At 67.1% G+C, this 15059-nt stretch carries 13 protein-coding genes; 10 read left to right on the top strand and 3 right to left on the bottom strand.

Annotation, left to right across the window (positions count from 1 at the left end; genetic code table 11):
- Nucleotides 1-58: 58 nt before the first annotated feature.
- The 7 genes from AC07WJ_RS21525 (at nt 59) to AC07WJ_RS21555 (ending at nt 8834) form a co-directional block, all read left to right on the top strand.
- The gene (locus AC07WJ_RS21525) at nt 59-1159 is read left to right on the top strand and encodes an efflux RND transporter periplasmic adaptor subunit (protein WP_494936689.1); all 1101 of its coding nucleotides are present in this window, start codon (nt 59-61) and stop codon (nt 1157-1159) included.
- Complete coding sequence (locus AC07WJ_RS21530; protein ID WP_494936690.1) at nt 1156-2247, top strand: efflux RND transporter periplasmic adaptor subunit; 1092 nt, start codon at nt 1156-1158, stop codon at nt 2245-2247. Before AC07WJ_RS21525 ends, AC07WJ_RS21530 begins: the two co-directional genes overlap by 4 nt.
- On the top strand, nt 2244-5327 hold the full coding sequence (locus tag AC07WJ_RS21535; protein WP_494936691.1) for an efflux RND transporter permease subunit: 3084 nt from the start codon (nt 2244-2246) through the stop codon (nt 5325-5327). The genes AC07WJ_RS21530 and AC07WJ_RS21535 overlap by 4 nt, the downstream gene beginning before the upstream one ends.
- 351 nt (nt 5328-5678) lie before the next feature.
- A complete protein-coding gene (locus tag AC07WJ_RS21540) occupies nt 5679-6368 on the top strand; it encodes a hypothetical protein (RefSeq protein ID WP_494936692.1) in 690 nt (229 codons plus the stop codon).
- A gap of 42 nt (nt 6369-6410) precedes the next feature.
- Nucleotides 6411-6728, top strand: a complete 318-nt coding sequence (locus AC07WJ_RS21545) for a hypothetical protein (RefSeq protein WP_494936693.1) — start codon at nt 6411-6413, stop codon at nt 6726-6728.
- Nucleotides 6729-6859: 131 nt separating this feature from the next.
- Nucleotides 6860-8155, top strand: a complete 1296-nt coding sequence (locus AC07WJ_RS21550) for a hemolysin family protein (protein ID WP_494936694.1) — start codon at nt 6860-6862, stop codon at nt 8153-8155.
- A gap of 46 nt (nt 8156-8201) precedes the next feature.
- Complete coding sequence (locus tag AC07WJ_RS21555; RefSeq protein ID WP_494936695.1) at nt 8202-8834, top strand: hypothetical protein; 633 nt, start codon at nt 8202-8204, stop codon at nt 8832-8834.
- Nucleotides 8835-8990: 156 nt separating this feature from the next.
- On the opposite strand, the gene AC07WJ_RS21560 is transcribed toward AC07WJ_RS21555, so the two are convergent.
- From AC07WJ_RS21560 to AC07WJ_RS21570, 3 genes are all read right to left on the bottom strand, one after another.
- Nucleotides 8991-9809 carry a hypothetical protein gene (locus AC07WJ_RS21560; protein ID WP_494936696.1) on the bottom strand — a complete coding sequence of 273 codons (819 nt, stop codon included), beginning with the start codon at nt 9807-9809 and terminating at the stop codon, nt 8991-8993.
- Nucleotides 9810-9855: 46 nt separating this feature from the next.
- A complete protein-coding gene (locus AC07WJ_RS21565; protein WP_494936697.1) occupies nt 9856-10206 on the bottom strand; it encodes a DMT family protein in 351 nt (116 codons plus the stop codon).
- A 92-nt stretch (nt 10207-10298) separates the two neighbouring features.
- Complete coding sequence (locus AC07WJ_RS21570; RefSeq protein ID WP_494936698.1) at nt 10299-11144, bottom strand: hypothetical protein; 846 nt, start codon at nt 11142-11144, stop codon at nt 10299-10301.
- Between the two features lie 163 nt (nt 11145-11307).
- Between AC07WJ_RS21570 and AC07WJ_RS21575 the strand changes: the two genes are divergently transcribed.
- From AC07WJ_RS21575 to AC07WJ_RS21585, 3 genes are all read left to right on the top strand, one after another.
- The gene (locus AC07WJ_RS21575) at nt 11308-11988 is read left to right on the top strand and encodes a response regulator transcription factor (protein WP_494936699.1); all 681 of its coding nucleotides are present in this window, start codon (nt 11308-11310) and stop codon (nt 11986-11988) included.
- Nucleotides 11975-13315 carry an ATP-binding protein gene (locus tag AC07WJ_RS21580; protein WP_494936700.1) on the top strand — a complete coding sequence of 447 codons (1341 nt, stop codon included), beginning with the start codon at nt 11975-11977 and terminating at the stop codon, nt 13313-13315. The genes AC07WJ_RS21575 and AC07WJ_RS21580 overlap by 14 nt, the downstream gene beginning before the upstream one ends.
- A 75-nt stretch (nt 13316-13390) precedes the next feature.
- A complete protein-coding gene (locus tag AC07WJ_RS21585; RefSeq protein ID WP_494936701.1) occupies nt 13391-15004 on the top strand; it encodes an outer membrane protein in 1614 nt (537 codons plus the stop codon).
- The last annotated feature ends 55 nt before the right edge of the window (nt 15005-15059 follow it).

The raw sequence follows: 15059 nt of genomic DNA on the forward strand, positions 1-15059 counted from the left end.
TGCATCGGATCGGACGGTCCGCGCCGATGGCGCAGGTCGGATTTGGGAGGAGACGGCGATGCGACGCGCAGTGATAGGGAGGCTCGTCCTGGCCCTCGGCCTCGGCTCGACGGTCGGAGCCTGCCAGGATCGCGCGGTCGAACCGGCAAGACCCGCCGCGCAGGTCAAGGTGGAGGCGGTGGTATTCACGGACTACGCTCCGGCGGTCAGCCTGACCGGCGAGATCAGGGCACGCTTCCAGGCCGATCTGTCGTTTCGGGTCTCCGGCCGGATCACCGAACGCAATGTCGATGTCGGCGCCCATGTGACCGCCGACCAGATCCTTGCCAGGCTCGATCCCCAGGAGCAGCAGGCCGACGTCGATGCGGCGCAGGCCAGCGTCCGCGCGGCGGAGGCACAGGTGCGCCAGACGTCCTCGGCTTTCGAGCGACAGAAAACCTTGCTCGGCCAGGGTTTCACCACGCGCCGGGACCACGACCAGGCGGAAGCCGCGCTCAGAACCGCCCAAGGCTCGCTCGATGCAGCCCGGGCACAGCTCGCGACCGCTGAGGAGGCGCTGTCCTATACCGGCCTGAGAGCGGGGGCCGCAGGCATCATCACCGCCCGCAGTGCCGAAGTCGGCCAGGTCGCGCAGGCAGCGCAGGCAATGTTCACGCTCGCCCAGGATGGTCCGCGCGACGCGGTGTTCCAGGTCTATGAGTCGATCTTCTTCCAACAGCCCGAGGACGCGCGCGTCAGCCTCGCCCTGGTCAGCGACCCCAATGTCAGCACCACCGGTACGGTCCGCGAGATCTCGCCGACGGTCGATGCCAGGACCGGCACCGTGAGGGTGACCATCACAGTCAACGACACGCCCAGCGCCATGACGCTCGGGGCCGCGGTCTCCGGCACCGCCCGGCTCAAGCCGCGGCACGCCGTGATCCTGCCCTGGAGCGCGCTGGCCTCCGACGGCGGCCGGCCAGCGGTCTATGTGGTCGACGCGGCCTCGAAGGTGGTCGCGCTCAGGCCGGTGACCGTGCTTGCCTACCAGACCGGCAAGGTCGTCATCTCGACCGGGCTCAGGGCCGGAGACCTGGTGGTGACCGATGGCACAAAGCTGCTCCGGCCCGACGAGGTCGTCGCCATGATCCAGAGCGGCACGAATGGAGCGCCCCGATGAAATTGCGCCGGAACCGATTGCTCGCCCGCGCCGCGCTGCCAATGCTCCTGCTTGCTGTTGCCGGCTGCCAGAACCGGGAGGCGGCCGAGCCGGCACCGGTCAGACCGGTCCTCTCGATCATTGCTCAGGCCCGTTCGGAGCAGAGCCTGACGGTCGCAGGTACGGTTCAGCCGCAAGTGCGTACCGATCTCAGCTTCCGGGTGCTCGGCCGCATCATCGCCCGCGATGTCCGGGTCGGCGACCTCGTCACCAAAGGCCAGTTGCTCTCGGCCGTCGATCCCACGCAACTCGAGCTGGCGGTCCGCGCGGCGCAGGCCAATCTCAACAGCGCCCAGGCCCAGTTCGCCAACGCCCAGTCGACCGAGGCGAGGCAGCGCAGCCTGCTGGAAACGCGGACGGCCAGCGAAGCGACATACGAAAGCGCGCAGCAGGCGCTCGAAGCGGCCCAGGCATCGGCGACGCGGGCCGAGGCCAGCTTGGCAAAGGCCCAGGAACAACTCGCCTATGCCCAGATCAGGGCGGAATATGACGGCGTGGTCACGGCGGTCGGCGCCGAGGTCGGCCAGGTGGTATCGCCCGGCGTGCCGGTGGTGACGGTGGCCCGGCCCGACCTGCGCGACGCCGTCGTCGATATTCCCGAATGGGTCGGCGACCAGCTGAAGATCGGCACGCCGTTCGAAGTGACGCTACAGATCAACCCGGCGCTCCGGGTGAAGGGCGCGGTCCGCGAGATCGCGCCGCAGGCCGACCAGGCCACCCGGACGCTCAAGATCAGGATCGCGCTCGACGATCCACCGGTGCCGTTCCGGCTCGGCACCACCGTGACCGCCACCGTAACGGCCAAGGCGCAGCCGCAAATCGAGCTGCCACGCTCGGCGCTGCTGGAGCGCGACGGCAAGACGATGGTCTGGATCGTCGATCCCGCAACCAGCAGCGTGGCATTGCGCGAAGTGAAGCTCGGCCGAAGCAACGAGCAGACGATCGCGGTTACCGGCGGGCTGGAAACCGGCGCCCGCGTGGTCACCGCCGGGGTCAACAGCCTGACCGCCGGCCAGAAGGTGCGCATCGAAGAGGGACCGCGCGCGTGAAAAAATTCAACCTCTCCGACTGGGCGCTGAACCACTCCTCGCTGGTCTGGTATTTCATGCTGGTCTTCATGGTGGCCGGGCTGTTCTCCTATCTGAGCCTCGGCCGCGAGGAGGACCCCTCCTTCACCATCAAGACCATGACGATCTCGGCGCAGTGGCCGGGCGCCTCCGTGGAGGAAACGACCCGCCAGGTCACCGAGCGCATCGAGAAGAAACTCGAGGAGCTGGACAGCCTCGACTACACGCGCTCGACCACGACACCCGGGCAGACGCTGATCTTCGTCAACCTCAAGGCCACGACCAAAGGCCGCGACGTTCCGGGCATCTGGTTGCAGGTGCGCAACATGATCGGCGACATCAGGGGCCAGTTCCCGCAGGGCGTCGTCGGCCCGGCGTTCAATGACCGGTTCGGCGACGTCTACGGCAATATCTATGCGTTCACCTCCGACGGACTGACCCAGCGTCAGTTGCGCGACTATGTCGAAAATGCCCGCACCGCGGTCCTGACCGTGCCCAATGTCGGCCGGGTCGATGTCGTCGGCGCCCAGAACGAGGTGATCTTCCTCGAATTTTCGACCCGCCAGGTGGCCGCTCTCGGTCTCGACCAGCAGGCGATTCTCGCCACCTTGCGGGCGCAGAACGCGATCACGCCCTCGGGCGTGATCCAGGCCGGGCCCGAGCGCGTCAGCATCCGGGTCAGCGGCCAGTTCGCCTCGGAAGAGAGCCTGCAAACGATCAACCTGCAGGTGAACGGCAAGTTCTTCCGGCTGAGCGACGTCGCCACCATCACCCGTGGCTACCAGGATCCGCCGACGTCATTGTTCCGCTTCGACGGCCAGCCGGCGATCGCACTTGCCATCGGCATGAAACCGGGTTCGAACCTGCTCGAATTCGGCAAGGCGCTGGAAGTGGAGATGCGCCGGATCCAGGCCGACCTGCCGATCGGTGTCGGCGTCCACCTGGTCTCCGACCAGCCCAAGGTGGTCGACGAGGCGGTCTCCGGCTTCACCCGTGCCTTGTTCGAGGCGGTCGCCATCGTGCTGGCGGTCAGCTTCATCAGCCTGGGCTTCCGCGCCGGCTTCGTGGTGGCGCTGTCGATCCCGCTCGTGCTCGCCATCACCTTCCTGGTCATGGCCTATCTCGGCATCTCGTTGCAGCGCATCTCGCTCGGCGCGTTGATCATCGCGCTCGGCCTGCTGGTCGACGATGCCATGATCGCGGTCGAGATGATGGTGGCCCGGCTGGAGGCCGGTGATACGCTGCGAAAGGCCGCGACCTATGTCTATACGTCGACGGCCTTTCCGATGCTGACCGGCACCCTGGTGACGGTCGCCGGCTTCATCCCGATCGGTCTCAACAATTCCAACGCCGGCGAGTTCACCTTCACGCTGTTCGTGGTCATCGCCGTATCGCTCGTCGTCTCCTGGGTCGTCGCGGTGCTGTTTGCGCCGCTGCTCGGCGTCGCCATCCTGCCCGCCACGATGAAGCGGCATCACGACCAGAAGGGCCGGTTCGAGAGGATCTTTGCCGGCATGCTCACCGCCTGCATGCGCTTTCGCTGGATCACCATCGCCGTCACCGTGCTGGTCTTCCTGCTCTCGGTCTTCGGCATGCGCTTCGTCCAGCAGCAGTTCTTCCCGGCCTCCGACCGGCCGGAGCTGATCGTCGACTGGAATCTGCCGCAAAACTCCTCGATTGCCGAGACCGATGCCCAGATGGCACGGTTCGAGCGGGACATGCTGGCCGGCAATGCCGATATCGAGCGCTGGTCGAGTTATGTCGGCCAGGGTGCGATGCGCTTCGTGCTGTCGTTCGACGTGCAGCCGGCCGACCCATCCTTCGGCCAGACCATCATCGTCACCAAGAGCCTGGCGGCCCGCGACCGGCTGCGCGTCAAACTGCAGGACTACCTGAAGAAGACCTTTGTCGGCACCGACTCATTCGTGAAATTGCTCGACATCGGTCCGCCGGTCGGCCGGCCTGTGCAATATCGCCTGAGTGGTCCCGACATCCAGTCCGTGCGAACGCTCGCCGTGAGCCTCGCCAGCGCCATGAGTTCCAATCGCCATCTCGGCGACATCACCTTCGACTGGAACGAGCCGGCGCGCGTGGTCAAGGTCGAAGTGCTCCAGGACAAGGCGCGCCAGCTCGGCGTCACCTCGCAGGATATCGCCGGGGCACTGGCCGGCATCGTCGGCGGCACCGCCGTCACCCAGGTCCGCGACGACGTCTATCTGATCGACGTGCTGGCGCGGGCGCGAGCCGACGAGCGCGGCTCGATCGATACGCTGCAGAACCTGCAACTGCCCGCCGCCGGCGGCCAGTCGGTGCCGCTCGCGGCCATTGCCTCGTTCCGCTACACGCTCGAGCAGCCGGTGGTCTGGCGCCGTGCCCGCCAGCCGACCATTACCATCAAGGCCGGCATCGTCGACGACGTCCAGCCCGATACGGTGGTGAAGGAACTCGACCGCACGATCCAGGCCTTCCGGGCGAAACTGCCGGCCGGCTACAAGGTCGTGGTCGGCGGCAGCGTGGAAGCAAGCGCCGAAAGCCAGGCGCCGATCGCCGCGGTCGTGCCGATGATGCTGTTCATCATGCTGACCATCCTGATGATCCAGCTGCAGAGCTTCCAACGCCTGTTCCTGGTGGTCGCGGTGGCGCCGCTGGCGCTCATCGGCGTGGTCGCGGCCCTGCTGCCGAGCGGCGCGCCCCTCGGTTTCGTCGCCATCCTCGGCGTTCTCGCGCTGATCGGCATCCTGATCCGCAATTCGGTGATCCTGATCGTTCAGATCGAGGAGCTCAGGGCGGAAGGCCGGCCACCCTGGGAAGCGGTGATGGAGGCGACCGAACACCGCATGCGCCCGATCATGCTGACCGCCGCGGCGGCCAGCCTGGCGCTGATCCCGATCGCCCGGGAGGTGTTCTGGGGACCGATGGCCTATGCGATGATGGGCGGCATCATCGTCGGGACGGTGCTGACGCTCCTGTTCCTGCCGGCGCTCTATGTCGCCTGGTTCCGTATCAAGGAGCCCGAGACGGAAACGCGTCCCGCGGAGATCATTGCCGCGGAGCCAGTATAGGGCGCGGGTGGGCTGAAACGATACGGCTCCCGTGACGGAGCGGCGGCCCTGATGACCTGGGGTATCGCCGGCCCGGCCGGCCGGTCCGAGAGCCCGCATCAAAGCGCGCGGCCGGGTGTTCGCGCTGCCGGTCGGCGCAGGACTGGCCGCGTGCGGGGCTTCGGCCGAGATCAACGCGTTGCCGCCGACGGAACTCATCCGCGACTTGCATGGCGCAACACGGGAAATCCACCTCGCGCGCCCGGGTGATTACCCGATGGTTCCCGGCCGCCGCGAGTGTTCGGCTCTCCGCTTCAAGACCGGTGCGTCCGGCGAAGGCGCCTCGTGAACCCGCACAATCAGGGATCCGCCATGATCGCGAAGACCCCAGCACTGGCCCTCCTTGTCCTGGCGGCGACCACCGGATTCGCCCTGGCCGAGAATGCGCCCTCGACGTCGCCGGCACCGCCGCATGTGCCGTTGCAGAAGACCATCGGCCAATCCAGGCCGCATGTGGTGCCGTCGCTGATCGTCATGAACGCGCGTGGCGCCACGCTCGACGCCGGCAAGCTCACACTGATCGGGCTCTCGCCCAATTCCATCGTCTTCGCCGACCGGCCGGTGCGCGCGGCCGGCCACGACCTCACGGCGCGCCTGCTGGAGCAATGGGCACCGGCCAACACCAGTCCGGGCAGTTTCACCCGGACCCCACCCAACGCCACCGTCTCGGTGTTCAGCCGCGACGGCTCGGCCGTGCGCGATGCCGTCGTCGTGCTCAGGACACCAAAAATCGAAGGCGACCGGGTGACCTTCGACGTCGATGTCCTGGAAGGTGATCTTGCCGGGGGCGACGGACCCGCTTCGATCTTCATCGACACCGTCGGCCTGCAACTGCCGCCCGAGCCCTATCCGGGCGCCAATACCCGCAACGCCTATCGCGGCAGCGCGTGGTATGCTGGCGCCGCCGTTGATGGCGGGGTCGCGGCGGCGGTCGCCGCAGCGCCCGCCTACCCCTTCCAGCCAACCGGCTGCGGCCGCTACGGCCAGCCGATTTGCTACTGAGCCGAACGGCCGCGCGGGAATGCGGAGACAAGGTGGATCATCATGTGGCTCGGCACGGTGAAACTCACGATTCTCGGCGCACAGTTGCTCGTCACGGTCGCCGACGACATGCCACGGCTCGACCCGACGGCGACCTGCCGGGCCGCGACGCGGGTCTCCGCCGCGACCTTCGAAGGCTGCATGGCGGATGAGACCAAGGCGCGTGCCGATCTCGCCGCCCAATGGTCACGCTTCCCGGCTGCCGACCGCAGAAGCTGTGTTCCGGCCGATCGGGCCCTGCTGAGCCAGAGCTATGTCGATCTCCTGACCTGCTTGCAGATGGCCGGCGCCATGCGCGCGACGCCACGGCAGAGTCAATGACGAATTCCCTGACGCCGTTCGACCGCGCCCGCCGCTCAGTTGACGCGCCCCGTCCGGAATGCGACTTTCCGGCTGTCGTCAACAACCAAGGATAGGTCCGGTCGCCGTTCGCGAACGGGTCCTCTGGATCAGTGATCGAACTTCTTGTCGCGATTGGACTTATCGCTCTCAACGGCGTGTTTTCGCTGTCTGAACTGGCCATTGTCTCGGCCCGCAAATCCCGCCTGAAAAGCATGGCCGAATCGGGACGCCGCGGCGCCGCGACGGCGCTCGCGCTGGCTGAGGATCCCGGCCGCTTTCTGTCGACGGTGCAGATCGGCATTACCTTGATCGGCATCCTGGCCGGTGCCTTTTCGGGCGCGGCGCTCGGCCGGCGGCTGACCGAGATTCTCGGCGACTATGGCGTGCCGCCGACGGTCGCCGAACCGCTCGGCTACGGCCTGGTCATCGCCGTCATCACCTATTTGTCGGTGGTCATCGGCGAGCTCGTGCCGAAGAACCTGGCGCTGCGCAATTCGGAGCGGCTCGCCTGCCTGGTGGCACCGCTGATGTCGCTGGTCTCGCGTGTCGGCGCGCCGGTCGTCTGGGTGCTCGACGCCTCGACCAAGCTGATCTTTCGGGCGCTCGGCAGCTCCGGCGATGCGGCCCACACGGTGACACATGAGGAGATCCGCATGATCGTCGCCGACGCGGAAAGCGCCGGCGTGATCGAGACCGACGAGCGTGCGATGATTTCGGGTGTGCTCAGGCTCGGCGATCGTGCGGTGCGCGCCATCATGACCCCGAGGACCGATGTCGACTGGATAAACCTCTCCCAATCGGATGGTGAGATCAAAGCCGCGCTGATGAACACCCGGCAGTCGCGACTGCCGGTGGCCGACGGCGACCCCGACAACATGATCGGTGTCATCCAGGCGCGCGACCTGCTCGCCGCCGCGCTTGCCGGCCGCCCGCTGGATATCCGCGCCCATGTCCGGGTGGCGCCGGTCATTCCCGATACGATCGATGCGCTCGACGTGTTGAACGTGCTGCGTGAGGCGCCGGTGCCCATGGCGCTCGTCCATGACGAATACGGCCATTTCGAAGGTATCGTGACGCCGGCCGACATCCTCGACGCCATTGCCGGCGCGTTCCAGTCCGATCTCCATTCGCATGACCCGGAAGCGGTCGAGCGCGCCGACGGCTCCTGGCTGATCGCCGGTTCCATGCCGGCCGATGAAATGGCCGACAGGCTCGGCATCGTCCTGCCGCGAAAACGCAGCTATGAGACCGCCGCGGGCCTGGTGATCGCCGAATTGCACCATTTGCCGGAAACCGGCGAGGCCGTGGAAACACTTGGTTTTCGCTTCGAGGTGATCGACCTCGACGGCCGCCGGATCGACAAGATCCTGGCCTCGAGGCTGCCCAATGAAGGTTTCTCCTCTTGAGCTGGCCACCTTGCCCATGATCGACGGAGCCCCTAACTCTTTGGCCATGGCACGTACCCGGGTTCTCGTTCTCGCGGCCACTATGCTGCTCGGCATCGTCACCCACGCCGCGGCCCAGGATGACCCGCGCGCGGCGCTCGGACGCTGCGCCGGCATCGCCGCCGATCCCGATCGCCTCAAATGCTTCGATCTGATTGCGCGGCCGGTGCAGCCGGCGCCCGGGCGCGTCGGCAATTGGGAGGTGCAGACGGCAACGTCGCCAGTCGACGATTCACGCATCGTCAGTGCCACGCAGAAACCGGTCGAGCCCTGGGGCGAAGAGCGCATCGCGCTGAATATCCGCTGCTTCGAGGGCCAGACGAGCGTTTCGGTCTCGCGCGACTCGCTGCTCGCGGTCGGACGCACCGCCAAAGTGATCATCCGGATCGACTCTCAGCCGGCGACTGACAGCCAATGGGCGATCGCCAATACGTCCCAGGAGGCGCTCCTTCCGGAGAATGCCGTCGGTTTTCTCAGGTCGCTGCCGGCCGCCGGCCGGCTGTTCGTCCGTGTCGAAGGCGTTCGCAACATCCGCTTCGAAGGCACTTTCCGGCTGGAAGGACTGAACGAGATCCGCCGCAATGTCGGCGAGGCCTGCCGATGGCCGGCCGCCGCCGGCAGGCCGGCGCCAAGCCGATAGCCACGACTCGAATTGCCGGGCCGCGGCGTCTTCAGCCACGCCCGTGACGCCACTTTCCACTCGCCATGGCCCATCCGGGCCGCGCGTAGAGCCCTCACCGGCATGCCCGGCTTCGTCCGGCGCAATCGCGTCAGACGCAGCGATCCGCAACGGCGATCAACGCAGCCAGACCTGCTTGTAGATCTGGCCGGCGAAATCGACATGCAATTCGACCAGCTCGGATCGGACGTTCAGCACCAGGATCTCGAAATGCTGGGGCCGGCGCTCGGCGGCGGCCTGCGGCCGGAAACCCTCGCGCGCGACGCGCTGGGCGACATCAGCGAGAGCGAAGGCCGGCCTGTCCGGAACACTGTCGTCGTCATAGTCGGCGATCTCGATCTCCTCGATGCGACCGAAACGGTCGAGCGAGGCGACCCATGCCTTGCCGCGCGCGTCGCGCACCGGAATTTCCGTCGACTTCTCATGGCGCACCGGATTGCCGGCCGTGCGAAAGCCGACAGCCTCCAGCGTCGCACGCATGACGGCGATGTCGGCTGGCCGCGTCAGTGCCTGCATCAAGGCGCTGGTGGCGGCCTGGTCGGCTAGGCGCCCGGATCCGACCGCCGGCTCGCCGTGCGTGACCGGCTCGCCTTCGGTGGGCGTCACGCGCCGCGCCTCCAACACCCGGCCGCGCAGCCGCCCCTCGATGACCAGCGTCTGGCCGGCCTCGATCGCCGCCGGCCTGTCGGTCGCGCCCGCCAACTCCACCAGCACCCGCCCCGTGGCATCCTCGAACAGGAGGCGGTCACCGAACACGTCCGCCACGCGGCCGCGCAGCACGATGCCGCCGGCCAGCGCTTCCTCGATCGTCAACTGCGCGAATGCCGGGGCGGCCGAAACCACCGGCATGCCCCCCAGAAGAACGGCACCGAGACCGACGACATGCCACCACCGGGCGCCCCCCGGGGGGCTGCCATTCGACCGAATTCTCAACATGATGCTCTCCCGATCGATCCGGGTGGAAGACGGCCATGACCGGGTTTCAGCCGATCGGTCCCTTGAAGATGAAAAAGGCACCGAGGCAAATGAAGGCGAAACCCACGAGGTGATTGGCGGTAATGCTTTCGCCCAGATAAAAAACCGAGAAGACGGAAAAAACCACCAGGGTGATGACCTCCTGCATGGTTTTCAGTTCGGCCGCGCTATAGACCGAATGGCCATAGCGGTTCGCCGGCACGGCAAAGCAATATTCGACGAAAGCGATGCCCCAACTTGCGACAATGACGACGTAGAGCGGCTTGTTCTCGAATTTCAGGTGCCCGTACCAGGCAAAGGTCATGAACACGTTGGAAATGATCAGAAAGCCGATCGGCATGATCTGCTGGACGGACATGCAATCCTCGCATCAAGGGGCGGCGAAAGCCGGTAGCATAGCCAAGGGCCGCGACCGGCGCGGCCCTTGGTGAACCATTGCACCCAATTCGGCTAGCGAACCCAGACCTGCTTGTAGATCTGGCCGGCGAAATCGACATGAAGTTCGATCAGCTCGGACCGGCGATTGAGCGCCAGGATCTCGAAATGATCGTCGTGGCGCTCGACGAGACCGCGGGCCTGGAAACCCTCCCGCGTGATCGCCTGGGTCACCTCCTGGGCGGCGAAACCCGGCCGCTCCGGCACATTGTCGTCGTCATAGTCGGCCAGTTCGACCTCTCCCAGCCGACCGAAACGATCGAGCGAGGCGGTCCATCGCCTGCCCTGGCTGTCGCGGACAGCGACCTCCGTGTCCTTGCCGTCACGGACGGGAACGCCAATGACGGCGAAGCCCGCGGCCTGCAGCGTCGCGTCGACCGCGCCGGCATCCAGCGGTATCCGCGAGACGAGTTGCGCCTCGGATCCGGGGGGCGGCGGCATGGGTACCCCCATCGCCGCCGACGGAGGTGATGCCATCGGGGCCACCCTCGGCGAACCGACGGTCGGCGGCCCGCCTTCGGCGACGGCGATCCGGCGCGCCTGCAAGACCCTGGCGCTCAGCATGCCTTCGACGACAACCGCCTGGCCGGGCGCAAGATCGACCGCCTGTCCCGGCACCGCCTGGACATCGACGAGGATGCGGCCCGCGAGGCCCTCGATCAGGAGACGATCGCCGAAGCGGTCGAGGATGCGTCCCTGGACGACGGTCTCGCCGGTGGCGGCTCCGGCCGAGACGGCCTGCGCTGATGCCGGCAGCGAGCCGACAAGCGTGCCCCCGGCGATGACCGCTGACATGAGGCCGGCCAGCGGAGCCGACCGAAAGCTGCTGCGGCGGATATGCGGGATCAGGATCTTGACCATGGAAACCTCCTTGTCATGGCGTGGCGATGCCTTCTCTGGACCTCTGTCCCCCAACCCAGCTTGCCGCTCGCGGTTCAAGCAGGGTTAAGGTTGGACGTCCTAACTCCAGGGGCATTGGCTTGCCGGCCGATCCACCTGCCCCCAAATCCGGATGGTCCTGCGGATGCGCCTGCTCCTGGTCGAAGACGATGCGCCTCTGGCGGCCGAGATCGTCTCGCGCCTATCGGCCGAGCGTTACGTCATCGACCTCAGCCGCGATGGAGAAGATGCGGCGCATCAGGCGACGACCGGCCCCTACGGCGCCATCATTCTCGATCTCGGGCTGCCGAAGATCGACGGCGTCGGCGTGCTCTCGCGTATCCGCGCGGCAGGCGTCGCCACCCCCGTGCTGGTCCTGACAGCGCGCGACCGGCTGGCCGACAAGGCCGCCGCCTTCCGGGCCGGTGCCGACGACTACGTCACCAAACCGTTCCGCATAGAGGAGCTGCTGCTGAGGCTCGATGCCTTGATCCGTCGCAGCGCCGGCCACGCCTCGCCACGCATCAGCCTCGGCCCGGTCACTCTCGATACGGTCACCGGGACGGCGGAGCGCGAGGGCGTGCCGGTTCGCCTGACGGCGCTCGAGACGCGCGTCCTGAACTATCTGGCTCATCGCCCGGAGCAGGTCGTTTCGCGATCGGAGCTGACCGATCATGTCTATGATCACGACAGCGACCGCGATTTCAATTCGCTCGAGGTCATCGTCAGCCGTCTGCGCCGCAAGCTCGGTGCCGATCTGATCGAAACGGTGCGGGGCGCGGGCTATCGGCTGAGGCGTGGAGGGGCCGGGAATGCGCTCGCTTGAGGGCCGGCTGATGCTGATCGCCGCGATCTGGACCATCGCGGCGATCGCGGTCGTCACCGCCCTGCTCGGCGGCTTCGCCGAACGTTCCGCCCGGCGCTCCCTCGACCTCAGGCTGGCTGCCGCGGCCGACCAACTGGCGACCAATATGGATATCGGCAGCGACGGCACGGTGTCGGTCGGGCGGCAGCCGGACGAAGCCGGTTTCGGGCGGGCCCGCTCCGGCTGGTACTGGCTGGTGGAGACCGGCGGGAAGGCCATCGCACAGTCACGTTCGTTCGCCGGCCGGGATCCCGCACATTTCCTGGCCAGCGCCAGGGGAGAGACCGGCGCCGGCACGCTCGGCGAGCGCGTGACATTCATGAGGCGCCCGATTGCCGACGAGGCGACACCCGCGCAGCTCCTGGTGACCGCGCCGCTCGCCGAAATCGAAGCCGAAGTCACCGGCATCCAGGTCACCATTCTGTGGACCATGCTCGGCCTGGCATGCGCGCTGCTCGCCGGCCTGACCGCCCAGATCCGCTGGGGCCTGCGGCCCGTGCGCCAGCTTGCCCACGACATCGAACAGGTTCGTGAAGGCGACGCCGAAACCGTGGCACGACCCGGTATCGCCAATCTGGAAGGCGTGGCCGACGCCGTGAACCGGTTGATCACGCAACTGGCGACGGCCGCCGAGCGATCACGCCAGGATGCCGGTAATCTCGCCCATGCCATCAAGACCCCCCTCAGCGTCGTCATTCTGCGTGCCGGACGGGACGGGGCTGCAGCCGACCCGATCATCCTGGCCAGCGCCGAACAGATCCAGCGGCAGATCGATCGCCGCCTGAAGCGTGCGCGCAGCCAGCAGGCCGGCCTGGGCCATCCAAGCGCATCGGTCGCGGCCGTCGCCGATGACGCGGCCTTTGCCGCCGGCCGTGTGCACGGCGCGCGCGGCATCAGGACCGAAGCCGCCATCGATCCGGCCATCACCGTTCAGGCCACCCGGGAAGACCTCGAGGAAATCATCGGCAATCTCGTCGACAACGCGTTCAAATGGGCCAGGAGCCAAGTGGTCATCACGGCGAAGCACGAGCACGGCCAGGTCACGGTGACTGTTGCCGACGACGGCCCCGGCATCGCCGAGACCGCGATGGTCGCGGCCGGCGAACGCGGCAGACGGCTGGACGAGACCGTGCCGGGAGCGGGCCTGGGCCTTGCCATTGTCGGCGACATCGTCGCCGATCTCGGCGGAACCCTGGTCTTCGGCCGAGCCGCGCCTGGCGGCCTGCAAGTAGCGGTCACGCTCGCCGCCGGACGCGCTCTGCCGTCATCGACACACCACTCCGCCTGAGCCCCGTCCGGCGCACGGAAGCCGATCGACGACGACGCGTCGGAATCGGCGCCGTTGGTCTGACGCCTGAACTCCGTGAACCGGATTTGCGACGCGAAGGACGGCGACCTCGCCGCCACCGTGGCGGTTGGGCAACGCGTCGCCGAAATGCACGCTTATGCGCTCCACATAAAATTTCTGGCGGTCCGGCCCAAGACGACCCCATGGCCCGATGCGACGACTGGGCCGGCGCAAAGCCAGATGATGGCCATTTCGGAGATCTGTGAAATGCATGTGGGTCGATCCAGCAGCGACGATAAGCCGACCGCTCCACAACGAGGCAGCGCAGCATCGCAACGGCAGGCGCGCTGGGCACCTCTCCTCGCAGCTGTGGCCTTGGCGGTGCTTGCCTCCGGCGCTCGGGCCGCCGACCTTGGCAGGCGCCAGGTCGCGGTCCCCCACGAAGCCCTCCGGCCGGTATTCGACTGGACTGGATTCTACCTGGGCGCCCATGCCGGATTTGGTTCGGGCGACAACAGGTTTGACCGCTCACTCGATGTCACGCTTGCGAGCCACCGCTATCGGGGCGCTCTCTTCGGCGGCCAGTTCGGCTGGAACTATCAGATCAACCGGTTCGTCCTCGGCCTCGAGGGCACCCTGGCCTGGGCCGATCTCGCCGGCTCGTCGCCCTATCAAGATGGTGCGGCCAGACTTGGAACACGCGTGACGTCAATGGCGACGATGGGACCACGGTTCGGCTTCGCCGTCGACCGCGCGTTGATCTATGGCAAGGGTGGCCTCGCATTTGTCGGCTATCGCTCGCTGATCTCAGGCCTGCCGGACCCGGTGGCGCCGGCGTCCGGCATGCGGGCCGGATGGTTTCTCGGTGCCGGTCTCGAATATGCCCTGACACCCAACTGGACCGCCCGGATCGAGTACAATTATGTCAATACCGGCACCGGGGTCTGGCTCGTCGCGGCCGGCCCCGGCCTCACGGGCTATCGCGCGCGGCATGACATCCAGACCGTCACCTTCGGCCTCAACTACCTGTTTCCAACGGCCACACGCCTAGCCACCGAGCGCCAACCGACCTCGACGGCCGGCCTCTGGACCGGCTTCTACGCCGGCCTGCATGCCGGCTATGGAACAGGCGACACCACCTTCTCTCCCTCATTCGGCGTGATGGTGTCCCCGCATCGCTTCCAGGGTGGGCTGATCGGCGGTCAGTTCGGCTGGAACCAGCAGGTCGATCAAGTCGTCGTCGGGATCGAAGGCACCCTCGCCTTCGCCAATCTGGCCGGCTCGGCCGCTGATCCCGTGATGGGGGTCTTCGGCAGCAAGGCGGCGTGGATCGCGACCATGGGCCCAAGGCTCGGGTTCGCCATCGACCGCGCGCTCCTCTATGGCAAGGGCGGGTTTGCCGCCGGGTTCTTCGACAACCGCTACGAGGTCGCCGGCCTCTCCCGTGCCTCGTCGGCGAAAAGCCTCGGCTGGTTTGTCGGCGGCGGCGCGGAATATGCCTTCGCACCAAACTGGAGCGTGAAGGTCGAATATAACTACATTGCCATGGGAAGCGGCTTTTTCACCGTCTCCGATCCGGCCCAGCCACTCACCGGCGGCTTTCAATCCAATCGGAACGTCCACACGGTCACGCTGGGCGTGAATTACCTGTTCAACACGGGGGCGTCTCGGGTCGTGGCCCGCAACTGACCCCGCGGGATGCGGGCCCGCATGTCCGGCAAGGCGCCGGCTCGCGGGCCACCGC

The sequence above is a fragment of the Phreatobacter sp. GW821-FHT04C01 genome (assembly GCF_059420385.1).

Excerpts from the sequence above, each read along its gene's own strand:
- AC07WJ_RS21545 (WP_494936693.1), top strand. The coding sequence starts at position 6,411 with ATGTGGCTCGGCACGGTGAAACTCACGATTCTCGGCGCACAGTTGCTC.
- AC07WJ_RS21570 (WP_494936698.1), bottom strand. The coding sequence starts at position 11,144 with ATGGTCAAGATCCTGATCCCGCATATCCGCCGCAGCAGCTTTCGGTCG.
- AC07WJ_RS21555 (WP_494936695.1), top strand. The coding sequence starts at position 8,202 with ATGGCACGTACCCGGGTTCTCGTTCTCGCGGCCACTATGCTGCTCGGC.
- AC07WJ_RS21575 (WP_494936699.1), top strand. The coding sequence starts at position 11,308 with ATGCGCCTGCTCCTGGTCGAAGACGATGCGCCTCTGGCGGCCGAGATC.
- AC07WJ_RS21530 (WP_494936690.1), top strand. The coding sequence starts at position 1,156 with ATGAAATTGCGCCGGAACCGATTGCTCGCCCGCGCCGCGCTGCCAATG.
- AC07WJ_RS21525 (WP_494936689.1), top strand. The coding sequence starts at position 59 with ATGCGACGCGCAGTGATAGGGAGGCTCGTCCTGGCCCTCGGCCTCGGC.
- AC07WJ_RS21580 (WP_494936700.1), top strand. The coding sequence starts at position 11,975 with ATGCGCTCGCTTGAGGGCCGGCTGATGCTGATCGCCGCGATCTGGACC.
- AC07WJ_RS21565 (WP_494936697.1), bottom strand. The coding sequence starts at position 10,206 with ATGTCCGTCCAGCAGATCATGCCGATCGGCTTTCTGATCATTTCCAAC.
- AC07WJ_RS21540 (WP_494936692.1), top strand. The coding sequence starts at position 5,679 with ATGATCGCGAAGACCCCAGCACTGGCCCTCCTTGTCCTGGCGGCGACC.
- AC07WJ_RS21560 (WP_494936696.1), bottom strand. The coding sequence starts at position 9,809 with ATGTTGAGAATTCGGTCGAATGGCAGCCCCCCGGGGGGCGCCCGGTGG.